Below are 19,853 nucleotides of genomic sequence, written 5' to 3'. Positions count from 1 at the left end.
GCGGGAGCACGTGGTCGTCACAAACGCCGTCTCCAGCGCTGCCGTCCGGCTGTTCATGTCCCGGACCCGGCCCGACCGAAAAATCGGCGGCAACCTTTGCGCCACCTGTGGCCACTGAGTAGTGCAAGCGACACGCTCTTCGAACGGATGGACATGCAAGAAACACGCCAGGCCGCGCGGCAGCGCAGGCGCAGACGCCGGCTGATGGTGGGCACTACCGCGGGGCTGGTCGTCACAGGTCTCCTCGTCTGCCTGGCCATGGCGATGCAGCCGGACCGCAAGGAGGATGCCGGGCGGGCTCCAGCCACGGCCGTCGCCAACTCCCAGGAGACTGACCCACCGGCACGGCCCGAGAAGAAGAAGTCCCCCACACCTTCCCCGTCCAAAGTCTCCGCGTCCCCGTCGGCCGGGGCCAAGAAACCGAAGGCCTCCGCTTCCCCGTCGGGGACGCCGTCATCGGCGCCACCGGGGAAGACGTCCACCACGTCGTCCTTGGCCGGACGGATCCGAGGCAAAGTCACCTACCCGGGAGTCGCCACCGTCTACAAGGCCGGGGTCGGGGACGGCGCCTGCTCGTACGGCCCGAGCGGCGACATGATGATCGCGGCGATGAACACCACCGACTACGAGACGTCCAAGGCCTGCGGGGCATACATACTCGTTCGCGCGGCGAACGGTGCCTCCGTCACGGTCCGGATCACCAACGAATGCCCACTGCCCTGTGCACCGGGACAACTCGACCTCAGCGAACAGGCCTTCGCCAAGCTGGCCCCCGTCTCGACCGGCCGGATCGCGATCACCTGGAGCCTGGTGAGCCCCAGCTCGGCGGGCACGATCTCGATCCGCTACAAGAACGGATCCAGCCCCTACTGGTGCGGTGTTCAGGCCATCGGGCACCGCAACCCGCTCGCCCGGCTGGAGGTCAGCACAGGCGGCGGCTGGCGCCAACTGACCCGCACCGACTACAACTACTTCCTCTCTCCCGACGGCAGCGGATGCGGCAAGGCGATCAGGCTCACCGACATCTACGGAGAACAACTGACCATCAACGGCATCGCCTTGCGGCCGGACGTCGTGCAGTCGACGGGGGCCCAGTTCGCCCGGCACTGACCCCGCCGCCCACAGTGAGCCCCCTCCGAACCAGCCATTGACCGGGGCCGGCGCGGGCGAGAAGGCCGATCCGGGCACGGCGTCGGCTTTGACGGAGGGGGCGAAACACTGTGGAGCCGGGGGCGCTCTGCGGCCGTCGGGGACCGCCAGTCGGCGCGGAGGGACCGGGCGGGTCCCGGAGGGTGAACGTGTGTCACACGGTGGTGCAGGCGGTGCCGTTCAGACTGAAGCCGGAGGGCTTGGAGAAGGTGCCGCTGGAGGTGCCCTGGAACCCGAAGGTCGCCTGGCCGCCGGACGCCACCTCTCCGTTGTGGGCCACGTTGCTCGCGGTGACAGCTCCTGACACCCCGGACAGGTTCGCGTTCCAGGCATTGGTGATCCGCTGCCCGGAGGGGAGGGTGAACGCGAGCTTCCAGCCGCTGACGGGGGAGGAGCCGCTGTTGGTGATGGTGACGTCGGCGGTGAAGCCGCCCTGCCAGGCGTTCGTCGAGTACGCCACCTTGCAGGCCGTGGAGCCTCCAGGACTGCCCGGGTCACCGGAGGAGCCCGTGTCGACGGTGGAGGAGAACGAGGTCACGGCGAGGCCCGCGCCGTTCTGCCAGGGCTCGAACCCCGCCTGAACGCTCGTCAGGTACCAGTTGTTCTGCGCGAGTCCCCGGGAGACAGCCTGCCGGGCGAAGTCCATGACGTCGAAGGTCCAGTTGGTGATTGCTGACGGTGCGACGAACGACAGCACGTCGTTCGAGCCGTTGTTGCCGGACCACACCTGCCACTCGCGCCCGGCCACGGTGGCGGTGCCGACCGGGGAGCCAATGGGCTGGACGGATCCGACCTTGTTGAACCAGATCATGATCTCGGTTCGGTTCACGCCATCGGTGCGGGGCGTGGGGTCGAGCCAGATGTCGTACGAGGCGTTGTACGCCGCGTCGTTCACGTAGTTGTAGGAGATGCTCGTGGGCGCGGTGGAGACGGTGCTGAGCTGAGCGGGAAGCTTGGTGCCGGGCGAGCAGTTGGTGTAGTGGCAGCCGTTGTAGACGGACGGGTAGGACTTCGGAGCGCCGTTCGTGGGGACGGATCCGTCGGCCTGGGTGATCCGGAACCCCGAGTCGGTGACGGCGATGCACTGGGTGGCGTTGGTGCCCCAGCGGTTGTTCTGAACCACGTAGCGGCCCTGGATGGTCGTTGCACCGAAGGGTTGGCAGATCGTGGTGTCGGCCTGCGCCACTGGCGCTGTGGTCAGAAGCGCGGCGAGCGAGACGAGCGAGGTGAGCGCCCAGTTCCAGCAGTTGATGCGGAACGCCTACCCGCCGCTGTCGTGACCTGCTGACGCGGTGCGTGACCGCCGGGGTCGGTCCCGCTTGGCAGGGCCGAGGGACGGATCCCGGCGGATCACTCGGGACGGGCTTCGGGGCCGCGTTCGACTTCCTCGGCATAGCGGCGGCCCGTACGCAGACCAGTTCTGTCTGGGGTCCGACGGAAGAGGCATCGCGTGCTGGAAGGGGGCATGCCCCTCAGGTCAGCTGGTCACCCGGAAGGTGGCGTCGCTGCGTCCTGTTGCGGTGCTGATCGGGTCGAGGCGGAGTTGGTAGGCGTAGTGGCGGATGTACCGGTCGGGGTAGTTGTACGACTGGAACGAGGACCACGCCAGGTCGGCGAGCCCGGCGACCCGGCGGAAGGTGGCGTCCGCGGCGAACTGGGTGGTGCCGTCGTTGTAGGCGAGCTGGAAGTCGTAGTTGGAGTGCCGCAGGAAGTAGCCGGGGAAGTTGACCGACTCGAAGGAGACGGTGCCGGTGCCCGCCAGGCCGGTCCGCAGCCGGAACTGGGCGTCCGGGCCGGTGATGTTCTGGTCGATGCGCACGTCAAAGTCGGTGTGCCGCACGTACCGGTCCGGGAAGTTGAACGACTGAAGCCGGTTGATCGCGGTGTTGGGCCAGCGGGCCTGAACGCGGCTGTCCTCGGCGGCCGTCAGGTTCAGGATCGAGCCGTGGCGCTTGGTGGTCCCGCCCAGGTTGTAGCTTCCCGACGCTGGGAGCCGGTACGTGGAGGAGGCGGACGGGTTGGTCGTCGTGACCGGCATGTAGCCGCGTCCGGAGGCGTACTGGTCGAGGTACAGGGTCCACTCGTTGCGATCACGGAACTTCATCCACATCGGGCCTTCCACCTGGGCGCCGGTCAGGCCGATGCCGGAGAGGTTGCCGAGGTTGGTCCAGGTGCCGAGGATCGAGTTGCTGCCCTCGAGCGTGATCTGTCCGTCGCCGGAGGCCCGTACGTAGCGGTAGTCGCCGACACCGGAGGGGACCTCGACGATCTGGGTGTCGATGATGTTCTGGGTGCCGGCACGGTCGATGTAGAGCTGCGGGGTTGTGGTGGTGCGGAAGTCGCTCGTGCGGGCGTAGTAAATGCGGTGCTTGAGCACGCCGTTGAGGGTCGCGTTGGTCGCCCAGTACAGAACGTAGTCGTTGGTGGCCGGGTTCCAGATCGCCTCCGGCGCCCACGCGTTGCGTCCGTCGGGGATCGCGCCGGCGACGTTGAGCAGCCACGGCTGCGACCAGGTCACGAGATCCGTCGACTCCCACACCACGAGATTGCGGCTGCCGTTGGACATGGAGTCGCCCCACGACTGCCCGCAGCCGATGCACAGGTCGGTCGCGATGATCCAGTACTTGCTCCCGTCGGGCGAGCGGACCAGGGCGGGGTCACGCACCCCACGCGTCCCCACCGTGGAACGCAGGGCCATCCCGCCGCCGTTGAGGTCGGTCCAGTTCAGGCCGTCCGCGCTGTGCGAGAAGTAGATCTGCTGACCGGTCGCCCCGTCGCCGATGAAGTGGGTCATCAGATAGCCCGGATCGGCGGCGGCGGCCCGCTGGGGCGTGGTCACAACTTGGGCTGTGAAGAGCAGGCAGGCGGCGACCAATATCGCCGACAGCCGTGCGAGAACAGCGGACATGTGCATTCCCTGTCTTTCTACGGGTGCCTCAATGAGAGTGGGGGTCTTGGGTGAAGCCGATGAAGCGCGGCCGGACGTCGCCGGTGACCACGCTGCCGTCGATGCCCCACCAGTCGATGGCGCCGAAGAACCTGCCCGGGTGCCGCCGCCGCCTCGGCGGAAGCATGAATCAGGCACACGTTCTGCGGGCGCGGGGTGCCCAAGCGCCCCGGGCCCGCAGAGGGCCGTCACCGCTGCTCCTCGCTACAGGCCGTGGAGGCGAGGGGCGAAAGGCAGGGTCAGGAGGGGGTGATCTGCCATTGCTGGTGCGTCTGTGCCGTATACGGCTGCTGTTCGATGGCGGCTCCGTTGGTGGTGCTGCCCTCGTCGACGGCAAGGCAGAGCCCGCTGTAGCGGTCGATGAGGAAGTAGTACCCGTCGCCGGTGGGTGTGACGGCCCAGTGCTGTTGGGGGGCGCCGGCGTCTCCCCAGATGCCGACGGTGCCGCCGTCCGCGCGGGAGAGCCCCTGGACCTCCATGAGCTTGCCGCTGCCCACACCCTTGATCTTGTAGTAGCCGTCGCCGGTCTTGATGAAGGTCCACTTCTGGTTCGTCTGGCCGAGCCAGGGCCACTGCAGGACCTTGGTGTTGTCGGTGGTGCGCTGGCCCTCCACGTCGGCGGCCTTGCCGCTGTGGCGGGCGACCAGCCGGTAGACGGTGCCGTCGCCGGGCAGTGTGGTGGACACCAGTGCCGGCTTGACCGACCGGCCGCCGATCCTGACGCCGCTGATGTTGGCGTAGCCGCCGGTGGCCGCGGTGACCTGGATCCGTACGAAGCCCACGTTCCGGTTGGGCCACTCGACCACCTTGGTCTTACGGTTGCCGGCCCAGGTGCCGGTGGCGACCTGGGTGAAGTTGACCCCGTCGGTGCTGGTCAGGATGGTGTAGGAAGTGATGTCGCCGTCGGTGGAGTTGTTGCGGCTCCACTGCTTGGGTAGATACTCCAGGGTGGAGACGTTGCTCCACACACCGCCGAGGTCGATGGTGATGGACTGCGGCAGCGGCGCCGGCAGCCCCCAGGTCGACCAGCACGTCTCGTAGCGGGCGTCGCTGAGTCCGTCGATGGCGTTGAACGGACCCTCGCCGGTGTGGAAGCCGGTGGCGTACGCGTTGACCGGTGTGACGGGATGCTCGGCGCGCAGCAGCTGGGTGGGCAGCGGCGGCCTGGAAGCGTTGGGGCTCCATGCCGTGCCGACTTCGGCGAGCCGGTTGACGACGTTGGTGTCCAGCAGGCCGTTGCGGTTGGGCGGGCAGTTGAGGATGAACGAGGTGTACTTCGGTTCCAGGTCGGCCAGGTGCGAGAGGATCGCGTCCTTGCTCATGAGGCCCTCGGTCGGGGTGGAGGGGTGCCAGAACCAGCCGTTGCTGATGGTCTGCCCCTGCATACCGGCGTAGGTGTTGCCCGCCGGCGCCGTGACGCCCAGCGGCTCCTCGAAGAAGATCGCGTCGCCGAGGAAGGGCTCCGACAGTCCGCCGAGGTCGATCATGACGCAGTCCGGCTGCAGTTCCTTCACCAGCGAACGGACCTGTTGGTAGGAGACGGCCTGCTGCCCCATCTGCCATGCGTAACCGTCGGTCATGAACATGTCTATGGTGCCGTAGTTGGTGAGCAACTCGCGGATCTGACCGAGGACGAAGGTCATGTGGCTGGGGTGGATGGCATCGGTGATCTGGAGCCCGGACACCTTGTGCCGGCTCTCCCATGCCTCGACGCCGAAGGTACGGTCCCAGACCGAGTAGTACAGCCCGACCTTCAATCCTTTCGCCCGGAAGGCGTCGCAGTACGCCTGGACGACGTCGTGCTTGTACGAGCTGTTCGCGACGTTCTGGGTGCCGTACGCGCTCGGCCACAGGGCGAAGCCGTCGTGGTGCCTGGTGGTCAGGAAGCCGTAGCTCATCTTCGCGGCGACCGCCGCGTCGGCCCACTGCGCGCAGTTGACACTCGGGGGAGCGAAGAGGGTGGGGCTCTGGTTGGGTTCCGCCCACTCCTCGTTGGTGAACGTGCCCAGGCTGAAGTGGTTGAACATGCCGAACCGCATGTCGACCATCTTGCTGAGGTTGGTCTGGGTGTCCGCGGCGAACGCCTGCGACAACAGGCCGGAGAAGCCGGGGATGAGCGGCAGAGCGGTCGCGGCGCTCGCCACCCCCGCAGCACCGAGAAACGTACGGCGAGACACTTTTGGTGAGGACATGGCCCACTCCTGGGATCGTTGGCATTGCTTGCGGTGACGGCGTGCTGGGGCAGTCGACGGCGGCCCGGGTGTCGGGGCGTGCCGGGCCGCAGGCGACAGGGCTGCCCTGGGAGGCGCAATCGGCGTCGGACGAAGCGACGTACAGGCCGGCCCGCCAGGTGAACTGACAGGCCGCGCCGTCGTCGCCCGGGAAGAGAGCCGCTCGCAGGACGTGGTACCGCCCGAGGGCGGGCTGCGGCTTGGGTGCGGATCAGGTGGGGAGCGGCGTGAACGCCCTGAGTGAGGCGCCCGGCACAAGCGTTACGGCGCGTGCTGGGCGGCAGGTCTTCCCTTCTTCTCCTGGCAGTTCGCAGGACAGCACACGGTGTCATGACAGGCCTTACGCACAGCGGGTGTTCGGGCGGAGCAACATCGGATGTATTAACGGGCACCAGTGAGGGGTCTGTCTAGGGTCTCGACAGAAATCACCAGATCACACCGAGATTGCAACAGTCGGGCGTGCTTGAGTCTCAAGGTAAGTGGCCCGATACATGGGATGTGTTTGGTCCGACAGGTCGAGTGAAGAGGGTGACTGGGCTCTGCGGATGCGGGCCCCAGCCGCGCCACCGAGATCCTGCCCTCGATGGCAGCCCTTGCCGTCGGCCTCGGTGCCTCGGCATTCACTTCTGTCACCTGGCGGCACGGCTCGAGGAGGTTGCTCCTGCTTCGCCGCCGTACGCGATTGGTCCCCGGGCAAGGCCGTCGAACATCCGGCACGGCCTGGGACTTGACCTCCCAGGGCCGCTCTTGGCCGGGCCGGCGACCAGCACGTCACCCTCGTGACCGCGGCGGGCGGCGCCGTGCCCCGACCACGGCCGCGCCGACCGTGTCCGCGTGGCGGACCTTGCGCCATGTCGCGGCTCGGGCAATGCGCCGGCAGTGCGGGCGGGGTCACCTCGCGACGACCGCCATCCGGTCGCTGATATCGGGTGCCAGGACCGTCTGGGCGATCTCCGTCTCTGCCTCCGGGTAGACCCGGAAGACGAGGGCGGCCACGCTCACTGCCGTGATGACCTGCTTGTTCCCGTCTCGGTGCGGACATTGTCGTCCGCACCCGGACGGTCGTCACGCCGCGCGCCGCTGGAACTTCTGGTTGGCGCCGGTGCCGCAGGGCCACTGGATGAGGCGTGCGCCGTTGACGGTGGAAGCGTCCGCCACGTCGAGGCACTTGCCGCTGTGCCGGGCGACGAGCCGGTAGTAGCCGCCTCCCTGGTCCTGGAACTGCCACTGCTGGTTGGTGCCGGTGGTGCAGCGGTACTGGTTCACGAAGGCGCCGTCAGCGGCGGAGCCGTTCGCGACGTCCAGGCACTTGCCGCTGTGCTGGGCGAGGATCTGGACGTACCCGTCGCCTGCCTCCTTGGTCCGCCACTGCTGGTTGAGGCCGCCGATGCAGGTGTACTGGAGGGTGACCGCACTGTCGGCGGCGGAGTTGTCGGAGACGTCGAGGCACTTGCCGCTGTGCCGGGCCACCAGGTTGTAGTACGGGCCGCCGCCCACGCCGGTGACCGTACCGGCCACGCTGTCGAGGGCGACCTGCGGGTACCACGGCAGGTTCATGGTGGTCTGGGTCGGGAAGGTCAGCGGAAGCCAGACGTACTGCGAGTCGTTGACCGTGCCGCCCATGGAATTGCCCCAGCGGTCGCCCATGTAGAGGTAGGAGCTGCCCGAGCTTCCCTGCACGGGCAGCACGAACGTGGTCTGGGATCCGTAGCCGGTGTCGTCACCGATGTCGGTCATGGCCGTCCAGGGGCCGGCGATGCTGCCGGCGGTGGCGTACTTCTGCTGGTTGGGCTTCCAGCCGCTGTTGCCGGAGGTCAGCATGAAGTAGACGCCGTTGCGCTTGAACAGCGCCGGAGCCTCGCGGAAGGTACCGGCCCAGGGGTTGGCGGTCAGACTCTCGTAGGCCGTGTAGTCGGCGCTGAGTTTCCAGATCTGCAGGTCGGCGTTGCCGGCGGCGGAGGTGATCTGGTAGCCGGTGCCGTCGTCGTCCTTGAACAGGGTCATGTCGCGGGACGTGGTGCCGGACGGGGGCCGGAAACTGCCCCGCCAGGTGTAGTCGCCGTCGACCGTGCCGGAGACGGCGACGGCGGCGCGGGCCTGGGTGTAGTCGGTGCCGTTCTCCTTGTGCATCCACATCACGAACTTGCCGGTGGCGGAGTTGTAGATGACCTTGGGCCGCTCGATGTTGGCGACTGCCAGCTCCGGGGCGCTGGCCTGGGTCAGGACGTTGTTCCTGAACTCCCAGGTCTTCAGGTCGGTCGAGCGGTAGGCGGAAACGGCTCTGAAGGTGTTGTCGGCGTTGCGGTTCTCGCCGAACCAGTAGTAGTACGAGCCGACTCTGATCACCCCGCCGCCGTGGGCGTGGACGACGGTGCCGGTGGTGTCGGTGAACTGGGTGGCGTTGGTGATGGTGACCGTGGACGCCTGGGCGGGGGAGCCGGTGACAAGTAGGGCGGTCAAGCTCAGGAGGGCGGCCAACACATAGGTGAGGGCGCGTCGGAGCATCTGGGTCCACCTCAATGAGGCTTGTGATTTGTTTGGTTGTGTGCGACTCCGTTTGAGGACGGTAGGTGGGAAATGAGGCTTCGTCAACGCCCTCGACTCGATGACACATCCGATGTCTTCGGAAGCCCGACCTCTTCTCTGCGACCCGAAGTACTGCAATTTGCACGAGATTTCGAGGCAGCCCCCTAGACACAACACGGTCTGTTGCTGATTAATACATCCGATGTCACCTAGGTGAAACACACGCCTCCGTGCGGCTCCCCTGTGTCTCGCCGTCTCCGAGGTGACCCATCCGATCTGTTCGGCCCCGACACTGAGCCGCAGCACCTGTGTGCTGTCTTGCGGACAGTCAGGAGAAGACCTTGTCACAGCCGATCACTCGCCGAAGAGTGCTTGGCGGCATGGCGGCCATGACGGCCGCCGCGGCCATCACCCCCACCCTGGCGATCCCCGCCTACGCCGCCGCTCCCCAGCCACTCCCGCTCCCCCCGCTGCGGATCCCCAAGCTCGACCTGGGTGTCGAACAGCAGCCCGACGACAAGATCCAGTGGTTGCAGGATGCCAAGCTCGGCATGTTCATCCACTGGGGTGTCTACTCAGGCCCGGCCAAGGGCGAGTGGTACATGGAGAACGCCGCCGTCACCCCGGAGAACTACAGGAAGTACGTCACCGACGCGACCGGCGAGCAGTTCACGGCGAGCGCCTACGATCCGGCCGACTGGGCCCAGTTGGCCAAGGACATGGGCGCGAAGTACACGGTGCTCACGGCCCGCCACCACGACGGCTTCGCGCTGTGGCCGTCCACCCACCCGAACGCCTGGCACGCCGGACAGGCCCCGCTCCAGAAGGACTTCATCGGCCAGTACGTCACCGCCGTACGCAACGCCGGTCTGAAGGTGGGCCTGTACGTCTCGCCGCTGAGCTGGCGCTACCCGGGCTACTACGACGTCAATGGCACCAACTGCCTGCCCAACAAGTGGGGTTACACCACGGATCCCGCGCACAAAGAGAACGCGCGGATCATGAAGAATGAGCTGTACCAGCAGGTCAGGGAGCTGGTCACCCAATACGGCAAGATCGACGACCTGTGGTGGGACGGCGGCTGGCTCGGCCAGCAGGGCTCCGACGCGGCCGCCGCCTTCTTCTGGGAGCCGGGCAAGTTCCGCGACCCGGCGAACGAGTGGCCGGTGGATTCCGCCTACAGCGAGACCGACCCCGCCACCGGCAAGCCGCTGGGCCTGACCGGGCTGGTGCGCAAGCACCAGCCGGACATCGTCACCACCCTGCGTTCGGGCTGGATCGGCGATTTCACCAGTGAGGAGGGCCCCTCCGTGCCCTCCGGCGCGATCCGCACCGGACGCGTCGCGGAGAAGTGCTTCACCATCGGCGGTGCCTGGGGCTACAAGGCCGGCACGAGCGTGATGAGCTTCGGCACGGCCATGAACATCTTGGTCAACGCCTGGGTCCGCAACCTCACCTGCCTGGTCAACGTCGGACCGGACCGCACCGGCGTGGTCCCCACCGCCCAGGCCGACCTGGTGCGCCGGATCGGTTCCTTCATGACCACCTGCGGCGAGGCCGTCTACGGCACCCGCGGCGGCCCCTGGCAGCCTGTCGACGGCCAGTACGGTTACACGTCCAAGGGCAGCACCTTCTACATCCACCTGCTGCCCGGCTACAGCGGCACAGGCTTCACCACACCCTCGATCGGGGACGCGAAGGTGACCCGCGTCTTCGACGTCGCGTCGGGTGCCGACCTGTCGTACACCGTGGACGCGGACGGGAAGGTGACGATCACCGGCATCAACCGCACCCGCATTCCCGAGGACGGCGTCGTCGGCGTGACGCTGGACCGCTCCGTGCAGCCCGCCGACGTCGCCGCCGGCAGGACGGCCTCGGCCAGCAGCGAGGAGACCTCCAAGGGAAACACCGCAGCGAAGGCCGTGGACGGATCCACCGCGACTCGCTGGTGCGCGAGCAACGGCAACACCGGACACTGGCTGAAGGTGGACTTGGGGACCACCAAGTCCCTCACCGGTACCCGTATCGCCTGGGAGCTGGACGCAACGAACTACCGTTACCGGATCGAGGGTTCCACCGACAACAGCACCTGGACCACGCTCGCCGACCGGACCGCCACCACCAGCACCAGCCAGGTGCAGGTCTCCGCTTTCCGGGCGCAGGCCCGATACGTACGGGTGACGGTCACCGGGCTCCCTGCCACGGTATGGGCGTCCATTCGCAGCCTGGAGGTCTACGACCGGCCCTTCACCGCGGATCTGGGCACCTACCGGCTGGTGAACCGCAAGAGCGGCAAGGCGATGGACGTCAGCGACGCCTCGCCCGCCGACGGCGCCTTCATCATCCAGTGGCCCTGGACCGGCGGCACGAACCAGCAGTGGAAACTGCTGCCGAATGCCGACGGCTCCTACCGGCTGGTCAACGCCCGCAGCGGCAAGGCCCTGGAGAGCCCGGACAACTCCCTCAAGGGCGCGCCCCTGGACCAGTCGACCGACGGCGGCGGCGACAACCAGTGGTGGAAACTGGTCCCCTCCCAGACCAGCGGCTACTACCGGCTCGTCAACGTCCGCAACGGATGGTGCGCCGACGTCAAGGACGCCTCCACCACGGACGGTGTCAAGGTCATCCAGTGGCCCACCACCGACGGAGCGAACCAGGACTGGCAGCTCATCGCCCTGTGACGGCGTGCCGGCGAGGGGGCCGTGCCACTGCGGCGCGGCCCCCTCGCCCTCGACCGCTCTCCCCACCCCGTGTGTTCTCGCCTTTCCGACGGAGTCGACCCACATATAGATCCGATGTATGACGCGACCTCGTCGGCGGAGCCGCCCTTCATGCTCCCGCCACCTTCGAGAATCCGCTAGAGAATCCCTTCTGCCAGGGATTTTCATCTCACCCCTAGACGTGACTACCACCGCACTAATATAAATCCATCCGATGTCTCCTCTTGGCTCTGCGCGGAGCAGAGTGCCCAGGTCGGCGTCTCGCTCGTAACTCCCTGCCTTCCCTCCCCCCTTGACACATGGAGCCGCACCCATGTCCTCAGCTCCCCTCAGCAGACGCTCTCTGATGAAGGCCGCCGCCCTTGCCGGAGGAGTGGCGGCCTTCGGGCTGCCGCAGGCTTTGTGGCCCTCCACCGCCGAGGCATACACCGTCTCCTCGAAGATGGACTGGTGGTACCAGGCCCGGTTCGGGATGTTCATCCACTACGGGTCGTACTCGCAACTCGGCCAGGGCGAGTGGGCGTTCACCAACCAGCAGTGGAGCAAGGCGAACTACCAGACCCAGGTCACCCAGAACTTCAACCCGAGCCAGTTCAACGCCGCCCAGATCGCCGAGCTGGCCAAGAACGCCGGCATGAAGTACCTCGTGATCACCGCCAAGCACCACGAGGGCTACGCGATGTGGGACTCCAACGTCGCGGGCTTCACCAACACCACCGGCACCAAGCTGTACAACCTGCGCGACTTCGGCGGCATCCAGACCGACCCGCTCATGAGCCTCAAGACCGAGTGCGAGAGCCGCGGGATCAAGTTCGGCCTGTACTACTCGATCCTCGACTGGAACCACCCTTCCCAGACCGACCGCCACGACAACGGCCTCACGACGATGTCGTCGCAGGCTGCCCGCACGGGCTACATCGCCGACATGAAGGCGCAGCTTCAGGAACTGCTGGACCGCTACGACCCGGCGGTGCTGTGGTTCGACGGCGACTGGTTCGGCGAGCCCTCCAGCCCCACCCTCGAAAACTGGTGGCTGCAATCGGACGGCGCCGACCTCTACAACTGGCTGATCGCCCGCAAGCCCGGCCTCATCGTCAACGAGCGGGTCAAGCGGGGGCACCGTCTCGGCGACTACACGGTCGCGGAGTTCGGGATACCCGACGAGCCGCTGGGCCGGCCGTGGGAGCGGTGCGTCACCATGAACGACGCCTGGGGTTACAACGCGTCGAAGGAGAACTCCTACCGCTCCGTCAAGGACATCGTCCAGGAGCTCGTCACGGTCGTCTCCCGGGACGGCAACCTCCTGTTGAACATCGGCCCCAAGGGCGATGGCTCGGTCACGCCGGGATCCCAGACCGTCCTGAACGGCCTGGCCTCATGGATGGCGACGCACAGCGACAGCATTCACGGCACCAGCGGCAGCCCGTTCGCCAGCGAACCCGCATGGGGGAAGGTCACCAAGAAGAGCGGCAAGCTCTTCGCCCATGTCTTCACCTGGCCCACGAACGGCCAGCTGCGGATCCCGAGGGTCGACAACACGATCAGCCGCGTCTATCTGTTGAACAACACCTCGGTCTCGCTCTCGTACACCGTCACCGACCAGATCAATGTCTCCGTGCCGGCCACCGCGCCGAACGCCACCCTCCCCGTGGTGTGCGTCGAGGTCCAGGGCATGCCCACGAGGGTCTCACCGTCGGTGTTCCAGAACGTCGACTACCAAGGCACCCGCGGCGTTCTGCAGCTGGGCAGCTACACCTCCTCCCAGCTGTCCGCCGCCGGTCTGGGCCCCGCCATGGCCTCCTCCATCCTGGTGCCCGACGGCTACCAGGTGACGGGCTACTCCGGCGACAACTTCACCGGCACCGCCTGGACGTTCACCTCGAACGCCGCAGACCTTCGGGTGACCGGTAACAATGACACCATCGCCTCGCTGAAGGTGACGTTCAACCCGGCCACGTACTTCCGCCTGGGCAACGCCACGAGCGGCCTGGTACTGGACAGCGGCGGAAGTTTCTCCAGCGGCTCGAACCTGAAGCAGTGGGAGCCGATAGACCACGTCAATGTCCAGTGGCAGGCGATCGAGCTCGGAAACGGCTACTACCGGCTCGTCAACCGTGGCAACGGCATGGCCGCCGACGGCTGGGGCGCCACCAACAACGGCGACCCGGTCCGGCAGGCCCCCTGGAACGGCGGCAACAACCAGCAGTGGCAGATCACCGACCGCGGACAGGGCCGGTACTCGATCCGCAACCGCAGCACGGGACTGGCCCTCGACGGCGGCGGCATGGTCTCCGAAGGGGCCGTGGCCAAGCAGTGGACGTGGCAGGACAGCACCAACCTGATGTGGACGTTCAAGGCTTGACCCGAGGCCGGGTAGTCAGCGCATTTCGCGCTGGCGGCAAGGGCGTTCGCGACGCCGTGTATTGAGGGGAAACGGGGGGAGCTCCGTTGCGGCGGGCCACGAGGGCGACGGAGGCGCCGTCTGCGGCCACCGCGCGCAGCCACGAGGGGATCCGGCCGGTCGACGCCTCTGCCCAGAACGCCGTGTGCGTGAGGACCAGCCGTCGGTGGGCGGCCGGCCGGCGCTCCGTGTCGTAGGAGTCGAGCAGCACTTCGGCACCGAGCCCGCCCGCGGCCTCGCCTCCGGAGCAGTTCGCCGCAAAGCTGAGCTTCCAGCCGAGATTCACCGCGTCCTGGATGCCGGCGTTCATGCCCTGACCGGTGGCCGGTGAATAGTTGTGAGCCGCGTCCCCCGCGAGGAAGAGTCGCCCACGGCGGAAGCGTGTGGCGAGGCTGCACTGCAGGGGCACCCGCGCGGACCACGCGAGGCGCTCGATCCGGGCGTTCAGCCCGGCGTCGCTCAGCTTGTCTTCTAACCTCGGTGCGCTTGGGGCTGCGGGCGCCACCGTCCTGTGACATCCAAGCTTGAGCATTGCCACCGAAGAGTGATGGCCAGTGGTTCGTGCCATCGAAGTTTGACCAGCCGGGGTGCTGGTGTGCCAGGAGTAGGGGTTGTGGGCTCGCGGAGGCCTGCGCTTTGGCCCGGCCTTGAGGGGGCCTGTCGCCGTCGCGGGCGGGTCTCAAGTCTCCGTTCGTCGGGTTGACCCGTGGTGGTCGCAGCGACGATGGAATATCGCGCGGTACTCCCTCGGCCGCTGGCCCGTATGTCTGGCAAAGATGCCGCTGAACGCCCCAGGGTCGCCGTACCCGACGTCGGCGGCGATGCTCGCGACGGTCCTGTCGGTCGTCTCCAGCAGGTGTCTGGCTCGACGCACCCGGACCGTCTGCAGGTACGCGAGTGGCGTCTCGCCGGCTTCGTCGCCGAAGCGGCGGAGCATGGTTCTCGTGCTTACGTGGAACTCCTGGGCGAGGGTGGGCAGGTCATAGCGAGCACTGAGGTTCTGGTCGAGCCACCGCTTGACGCTGAGCGAGAACTCCCTGCCCACAGTGGGTATGAGCCCCGGGTCGACATAGGGAGCCTGCGTGGAACGCGCATCATCAACAAGCGCGATACGCGCGGTGCTACGGGCGACGCGGGGGCCATCGTGCTCGCGGATGAACTGCAGGGCGAAGTCGTACATGGCACTGAAGGCCGCCGTGGTCGTCACCCCCCGGTCGGTCACGACCAAGCTCTCCGGGCGGAGGCGCACGTCGGCGTACCGGAGGGCGAACCGATCCGCGAACAACCAGGACGTGGTCGCTTGGCGCCCGTCGAGCAGCCCGGCTTCAGCGACCAGGAAGGCGCCCACGCAGATCGATACGACAGCGGTCCCCGAGGCCGCCTGCGATCGAATCGACGCTGCTTCCGGTCCCAGGTTTGCGAGTGTCGCGTCGAGATCGAGCGTGGGCGAAAGCTCGAACCCTGGCACGATCAGGACGTCCACCGGGCGAACCGCCGAGACGTCGAGGACCGAGCCGCCGGCCGCGATCACACGACGCCGGGGCGAGATGACCGACGCCTCGTAGGCCGGCTGAACCGACCCTTGCGCCGCGGCGACGTGAGTTGCCATTGTCAGGAGGTCAGGGACGCCGAATACCTCCGACGCGAAGCAGCCGGGGTAGGCCAGCACACCAACGCGCAGCGGACTCATGCGGCCCCTCCGGCACCTTCGAACGGGTGGCGATATTACCGTGATACGTGGCGATGCCGCCGCTTCTCAGAAGGGCGGCCGCTCGTCATCATCTCGGTCATGACAATCATGCGAGGACAGAGCGACCCCTTGGACGACTTCTCACGGAGAGCCGTCAGCGTCGATGACGTCGACAAGACCGTGTACGTTGCCGGGTCAGGACCGGCAGTCATCCTCATGCCCGAGATGCCGGGTATCAGCCCCGACGTCGCGCGGTTCGCGCGGTGGGTGCGTGATGCCGGCTTCTCCGTGTACCTGCCCTCTCTTTTCGGCGTCGACGGTGCCTATCCGCTCGCCGAGGCACGCGAGACCGTCGTTCGACGCGCCTGCGTCAGCGCTGAGTTCCGAGCCTTCGCCGGTGGCGGCACCAGCCCCGTCGTCACATGGCTGCGCGGCCTCGCCCGCCTGGCGCACGCCGAGCGTGGCGGGCCTGGCGTCGGCGCCGTCGGTCTGTGTTTTACCGGCAACTTTGCCTTGACCATGGCGCTCGAACCGGCTGTCATCGCACCAGTGGTCAACCATCCGTCGCTTCCGCTGGACGATCCCGGCGGTCTGGAGATCAGCGACGAAGACGCTGCTGCCGTGGCTGAACGCGTAGCGCGAGAGGGATTGAAGGTTCTCGCCTACCGCTTCGACAACGACAGGTGGTGCACTGGTCAGCGGTTCGCGGCTTACCGAGCGCTGCTCGGGGACGCATTCGACGGCCGCGTACTCAAAGCCGAGACTGCGAACACGAACCCTCCGCCCTTCTTCCGTGACGTCGTCGGTTGCGCCCACAGCGTCGTCACGGCACACCTCGTCGACCAGGACGGTCACCCCACCATGCAGGCCCGGAACGAGATCATCGCCTTCCTGGCCGAGCGGCTCGGGATGTGGGCTGAATGAGCCCTTGGCACTCCGGCACCTGGCGATGCGACAGAGCGCCGCCGTTTCCCGATGCGATCTGGTCGTCGACCTGGGGTACTCGTGACCGCCCCTCGGCGACCACGAGTGACACAGGCCACTCAGATTTCGATGACACACGTTCAATCTTCAGTGGCACAGGACAGCCTCTCCGGTAGGTCGTGGTTTCTGATCACGCGGAAGGGGAGAGCTGTTCGCGCACCCATTCGGGATCGGGGTTGGTGTGTGGCTGGCCCGCCACGACGACGGTGGGCACGGTCTCGTTGCCGTCGTTGGCTGCTCTCACCGCTGCGGCTGCTGCCGGGTCGCGCCAGATGTTGACCCAGTGCAGCTGGCGGGCGCTGCGGCCGAGCCGGATGCGTAGTCGTATGCAGTACTTGCAGCCCGGCCGCCAGAAGACGACCGGTCGGCCGTCGACCGCGCTGCGGCGTTGTGCCTCCTGCGCACCGATCGACCTCGGGAAGATCAGGGGTGAGTTCACGCCGGCGAGCGTTAGGAACGCCAGCAGGAGTGCTGCGGCTGTGCCGGGGCTCCCCTTGAAGATCTGCCCGGTCGCGACGGCTGAGCCGCTGAGCACAAGCAGCATCGGCAGGATCCAAGCGCGCATCATGGTGATGCAGGCTATCGATGAGTCGAATTGCTCCTCGAACTAGGTCGTTCACCTGGGTGTTCGCCGGACGTTGAGGCGGCCTTCGTCTGATCATGTGCTCCGACCAAGGACACACCTGACCACGACGAAGGCCGTAAGGGTGAGTCTGCTGCCTGATCATGCTCCGGGGGAAGCGTTCGCGAAAGCGTCACGCTTCCGGGAGGACTTATTTGACTGCCTGACCGCGCGCGGGGACGAACTGTTCGACCTCACCGACGCGTTGCTGTGCGCGGACGGACCGGTGACCTCGCCGGTGGACCTGACGCTGGTGGCCGAGCACCGTCGGGGGCACGGTGCGATGTACGACGCACTGAACAGCGGAAACGTGGACGTGCCCCGGCTGCGGCAGGTGCTGGCGGGCCTGCCCATGCCGCACGCCGCCGACGGCCGCCTGGTCCTCGGCGTCGACATCAGCAACTGGCTCCGCCCCGACGCCCCGACCAGCGCGGACCGCCTGTTCTGCCACGTCTACGGCCGCAGCGGACGGTCCTCGGACCAGTTCATACCCGGCTGGCCGTACTCGTTCGTCGCCGCCCTGGAATCGGGCCGGACGTCCTGGTGCCAGCTCCTGGACGCCGTGCGTTTCGGACCGGACGACGACGTAGCCCAGGTCACCGCCGCCCAGGTCCGCCGGGTGGTCGTCGATCTGATCGAGATGGGCCGCTGGCACCTCGGCGACCGCGACATCCTGATCGTCTTCGACGCCGGCTACGACGCCCCGCGCATGGCCCACCTCCTCGACGGCCTCCCGGTCGAGGTGCTGGGACGGATGCGCTCCGACCGCGTCATGCGACGGCCGACGCCCTCGCTCAAGGAGTACGCCATGTCCTATCCCCAGGGCGGGCGCCCGCCGAAGCACGGCAAGGAGTTCCGCTTCGCCAAGCCGGAGACCTGGGGCGATCCGGACGCGGCGACGGTGCAGGTCACCGATCGGTACGGCACCGCCCGCGCGATGGCCTGGGACCGCATCCACCCCCGCCTGACCACCCGCTCCGCGTGGATCGACCACACCGGCGAACTCCCCATCATCGAGGGCACGCTGATTCGCCTCCAGGTCGACCGCCTCCCCGGCGGCGGAGACCCGCTGCCCCTCTGGCTGTGGTCGTCGGCCACCGGACTGAGTGGCGAGGACGTCGACGTCCGCTGGCAGGCGTTCCTGCGCACTTCGACATCGAGCACACCTTCCGGCTGATGAAGCAGACCCTCGGCTGGACCCGGCCCAAGCTCCGCACCCCCGAAGCCGGAGACCGCTGGACGTGGCTGATCATCGCCGCCCACACCCAGCTCCGGCTCACCCGCGAAGCCGCAGCGGACCTCCGCCACCCCTGGGAGAAGCCGGCCGAGCCCGCACGGCTCACCCCCGCCCGCGTCCGCCGGGGTTTCGGAACCTCCGCCCGCACCTGCACGGTCCGGCCCGTGCACCGAAACCATCAATACCTGGGCCAGGAAGGCCACTTGGCTCCAAGAATCGCCGACCCGCGATCCGCTATGGCGTCGGGAAAACGACCAGACGCCCCGAGAGCATAATCGAGCGCGACGGCCTCAGAGGCTAAGAGACAAGCTCAGAAGTTGTTGCAGATCGGCACACGGGACGGCGGGTCCGGGCTGGCCGAATTCCAGTCCGGACCCGCCCGTGGACGCGCGCGTGGCCAGCAGCCGCCAGGTGGCCTGCTCTCCGAGCGGGAAGAGGAACAGCAGTCCTTGTCGCCCCGCGAACACCTGGGCTCCGGAACGGCCCGAGTCGCCGGTGAGTTCGAGGTCGGCGAGGACCACCTCTTCGGTGTAGGGCCGGCCGTGCCACCCGATGCCGGCGCAGGCCCGTACGGTGCTGGCCGGGCCGTCGCAGCCGCCGACGAAGAGGCAGCGGACCTCCTCCGTACCCTGTTGCGAGCGCAGCACGGCCCGCGCGCTGTGCCTTTCGTCGCGGGCGGTGACCAGTTCGGTGCCCCGTTCCACCGTCACCCCGCGGTCGGCGAGCGCCTGGGCCAGCACTTTCTCGACGTCCGTCTGCCGCATCAGTGACAGATGCGGGAACGCAGTGTCGGGCAGGGCGAGGTCGGCGAGACCGGTCTCGACGACGCGGGAGCCGAGATGAAGCCCGACCGTCGGTGCGGTGTCCGCCAGCTCCAGCAGGGCGTCCGTGACGCCGAGCGGGCGCAGGACCTCCAGGGTGCGTGGGTGCAGGATGAGCGCGCGGGAGGGCCGGAACGCGCCGAGGCGCCGCTCGACGATCCGGACACGCGCTCCGTGGTCATGGGCCTGCAGTGCCAGGGTGATGGAGAGACTCCTCCCGAAGCGGACGGCTGCCAGGGCCTGGACAGCCGCTGCCTGCAGAGTGCCGCTTGTGTCGACGCTGGCGACTTCCGGCCACAGCGGGCCACGACGTCCAGCACCTGTACGCCATCGGCCACACCACCATGGGCACACCGGTGGACGAGTGGGACTGGCCCCAGGAGCATCGCCTTCCTGCTGCGCAGCTTCCCGGACCCGTTTCCCGGGCCCAGTGCGCATGACGGCGGTCGCTCCCGCTCTCCGCTGCGGGGCAGCCCATCGGGTTCAGTTCGGCCTGGCTGCTCTCGCGTTGGTGAGAGACGGACA

Annotated in this window: 13 protein-coding genes and 1 pseudogene; 5 read left to right on the top strand and 9 right to left on the bottom strand. The window is 67.6% G+C overall.

Translation table 11 applies throughout. The annotated features are described in order from the left end of the window. The first annotated feature begins 153 nt into the window (after positions 1 to 153). Positions 154 to 1,110, top strand: coding sequence for an expansin EXLX1 family cellulose-binding protein (locus ADK57_RS22970; protein ID WP_078973287.1), 957 nt, complete (start codon positions 154 to 156; stop codon positions 1,108 to 1,110). Between the two features lie 193 nt (positions 1,111 to 1,303). On the opposite strand, the gene ADK57_RS22965 is transcribed toward ADK57_RS22970, so the two are convergent. The 5 genes from ADK57_RS22965 to ADK57_RS22950 all read right to left on the bottom strand — a co-directional run bounded on the left by ADK57_RS22965 (position 1,304) and on the right by ADK57_RS22950 (position 8,832). Further along, a complete protein-coding gene (locus ADK57_RS22965; RefSeq protein ID WP_053751399.1) occupies positions 1,304 to 2,401 on the bottom strand; it encodes a GH12 family glycosyl hydrolase domain-containing protein in 1,098 nt (365 codons plus the stop codon). Positions 2,402 to 2,626: 225 nt separating this feature from the next. After that, positions 2,627 to 4,057, bottom strand: coding sequence for a glycoside hydrolase family 43 protein (locus tag ADK57_RS22960; protein WP_053751398.1), 1,431 nt, complete (start codon positions 4,055 to 4,057; stop codon positions 2,627 to 2,629). A 28-nt stretch (positions 4,058 to 4,085) separates the two neighbouring features. Beyond that, positions 4,086 to 4,223 (bottom strand): hypothetical protein, encoded by a 138-nt coding sequence (locus tag ADK57_RS50030; RefSeq protein WP_159050129.1) that lies wholly within the window; start codon positions 4,221 to 4,223, stop codon positions 4,086 to 4,088. A gap of 112 nt (positions 4,224 to 4,335) precedes the next feature. Beyond that, positions 4,336 to 6,288 carry an alpha-L-fucosidase gene (locus tag ADK57_RS22955; RefSeq protein WP_053751397.1) on the bottom strand — a complete coding sequence of 651 codons (1,953 nt, stop codon included), beginning with the start codon at positions 6,286 to 6,288 and terminating at the stop codon, positions 4,336 to 4,338. 1,104 nt (positions 6,289 to 7,392) lie between these two features. Further along, positions 7,393 to 8,832, bottom strand: a complete 1,440-nt coding sequence (locus ADK57_RS22950) for an RICIN domain-containing protein (RefSeq protein WP_053751396.1) — start codon at positions 8,830 to 8,832, stop codon at positions 7,393 to 7,395. Positions 8,833 to 9,233: 401 nt separating this feature from the next. Here ADK57_RS22950 and ADK57_RS22945 point away from each other — a divergent pair, with 401 nt between their 5' ends. Then, positions 9,234 to 11,534 carry an alpha-L-fucosidase gene (locus ADK57_RS22945; protein ID WP_063785990.1) on the top strand — a complete coding sequence of 767 codons (2,301 nt, stop codon included), beginning with the start codon at positions 9,234 to 9,236 and terminating at the stop codon, positions 11,532 to 11,534. Between the two features lie 352 nt (positions 11,535 to 11,886). Continuing rightward, entirely contained in the window at positions 11,887 to 13,935 is a 2,049-nt protein-coding gene (locus tag ADK57_RS22940) for an alpha-L-fucosidase (RefSeq protein ID WP_053751394.1), read from the top strand. Here ADK57_RS22940 and ADK57_RS52530 read toward each other — a convergent pair. Beyond that, complete coding sequence (locus ADK57_RS52530) at positions 13,925 to 14,506, bottom strand: FAD-dependent monooxygenase (RefSeq protein ID WP_420711884.1); 582 nt, start codon at positions 14,504 to 14,506, stop codon at positions 13,925 to 13,927. The two genes, ADK57_RS22940 and ADK57_RS52530, sit on opposite strands and share 11 nt — an antisense overlap. 147 nt (positions 14,507 to 14,653) lie before the next feature. Further along, positions 14,654 to 15,664, bottom strand: coding sequence for a GlxA family transcriptional regulator (locus tag ADK57_RS22935; RefSeq protein WP_053751393.1), 1,011 nt, complete (start codon positions 15,662 to 15,664; stop codon positions 14,654 to 14,656). Between the two features lie 99 nt (positions 15,665 to 15,763). Here ADK57_RS22935 and ADK57_RS22930 point away from each other — a divergent pair, with 99 nt between their 5' ends. Further along, a complete protein-coding gene (locus ADK57_RS22930; RefSeq protein ID WP_053751392.1) occupies positions 15,764 to 16,588 on the top strand; it encodes a dienelactone hydrolase family protein in 825 nt (274 codons plus the stop codon). A gap of 190 nt (positions 16,589 to 16,778) precedes the next feature. On the opposite strand, the gene ADK57_RS22925 is transcribed toward ADK57_RS22930, so the two are convergent. Beyond that, positions 16,779 to 17,216: a glutaredoxin domain-containing protein gene (locus ADK57_RS22925; RefSeq protein ID WP_053751391.1), complete on the bottom strand. Its 438-nt coding sequence runs from the start codon at positions 17,214 to 17,216 to the stop codon at positions 16,779 to 16,781. Positions 17,217 to 17,355: 139 nt separating this feature from the next. Between ADK57_RS22925 and ADK57_RS22920 the strand changes: the two are divergent. Then, a pseudogene (locus tag ADK57_RS22920) lies at positions 17,356 to 18,808 on the top strand (NF041680 family putative transposase). On the opposite strand, the gene ADK57_RS22915 reads toward ADK57_RS22920, so the two are convergent. After that, on the bottom strand, positions 18,798 to 19,682 hold the full coding sequence (locus ADK57_RS22915; RefSeq protein ID WP_234390380.1) for an FAD-dependent monooxygenase: 885 nt from the start codon (positions 19,680 to 19,682) through the stop codon (positions 18,798 to 18,800). The pseudogene ADK57_RS22920 and the gene ADK57_RS22915 overlap by 11 nt on opposite strands. Positions 19,683 to 19,853 lie beyond the last annotated feature (171 nt).

This window comes from Streptomyces sp. MMG1533, assembly GCF_001279775.1.
Taxonomy (GTDB): Bacteria; Actinomycetota; Actinomycetes; order Streptomycetales; family Streptomycetaceae; genus Streptomyces.
The sequence above is the reverse complement of the archived record's forward strand: the minus strand, read 5'-3'. Positions and strand labels throughout refer to the sequence as shown.

Bases quoted from the DNA above. Each gene is read 5' to 3' on its own strand.
- ADK57_RS22970 (WP_078973287.1), top strand. From the start codon at position 154: ATGCAAGAAACACGCCAGGCCGCGCGGCAGCGCAGGCGCAGACGCCGG.
- ADK57_RS22950 (WP_053751396.1), bottom strand. From the start codon at position 8,832: ATGCTCCGACGCGCCCTCACCTATGTGTTGGCCGCCCTCCTGAGCTTG.
- ADK57_RS50030 (WP_159050129.1), bottom strand. From the start codon at position 4,223: ATGCTTCCGCCGAGGCGGCGGCGGCACCCGGGCAGGTTCTTCGGCGCC.
- ADK57_RS22930 (WP_053751392.1), top strand. From the start codon at position 15,764: ATGACAATCATGCGAGGACAGAGCGACCCCTTGGACGACTTCTCACGG.
- ADK57_RS22935 (WP_053751393.1), bottom strand. From the start codon at position 15,664: ATGAGTCCGCTGCGCGTTGGTGTGCTGGCCTACCCCGGCTGCTTCGCG.
- ADK57_RS22955 (WP_053751397.1), bottom strand. From the start codon at position 6,288: ATGTCCTCACCAAAAGTGTCTCGCCGTACGTTTCTCGGTGCTGCGGGG.
- ADK57_RS22960 (WP_053751398.1), bottom strand. From the start codon at position 4,057: ATGTCCGCTGTTCTCGCACGGCTGTCGGCGATATTGGTCGCCGCCTGC.
- ADK57_RS22945 (WP_063785990.1), top strand. From the start codon at position 9,234: ATGGCGGCCATGACGGCCGCCGCGGCCATCACCCCCACCCTGGCGATC.
- ADK57_RS22940 (WP_053751394.1), top strand. From the start codon at position 11,887: ATGTCCTCAGCTCCCCTCAGCAGACGCTCTCTGATGAAGGCCGCCGCC.
- ADK57_RS52530 (WP_420711884.1), bottom strand. From the start codon at position 14,506: ATGCTCAAGCTTGGATGTCACAGGACGGTGGCGCCCGCAGCCCCAAGC.
- ADK57_RS22925 (WP_053751391.1), bottom strand. From the start codon at position 17,216: ATGATGCGCGCTTGGATCCTGCCGATGCTGCTTGTGCTCAGCGGCTCA.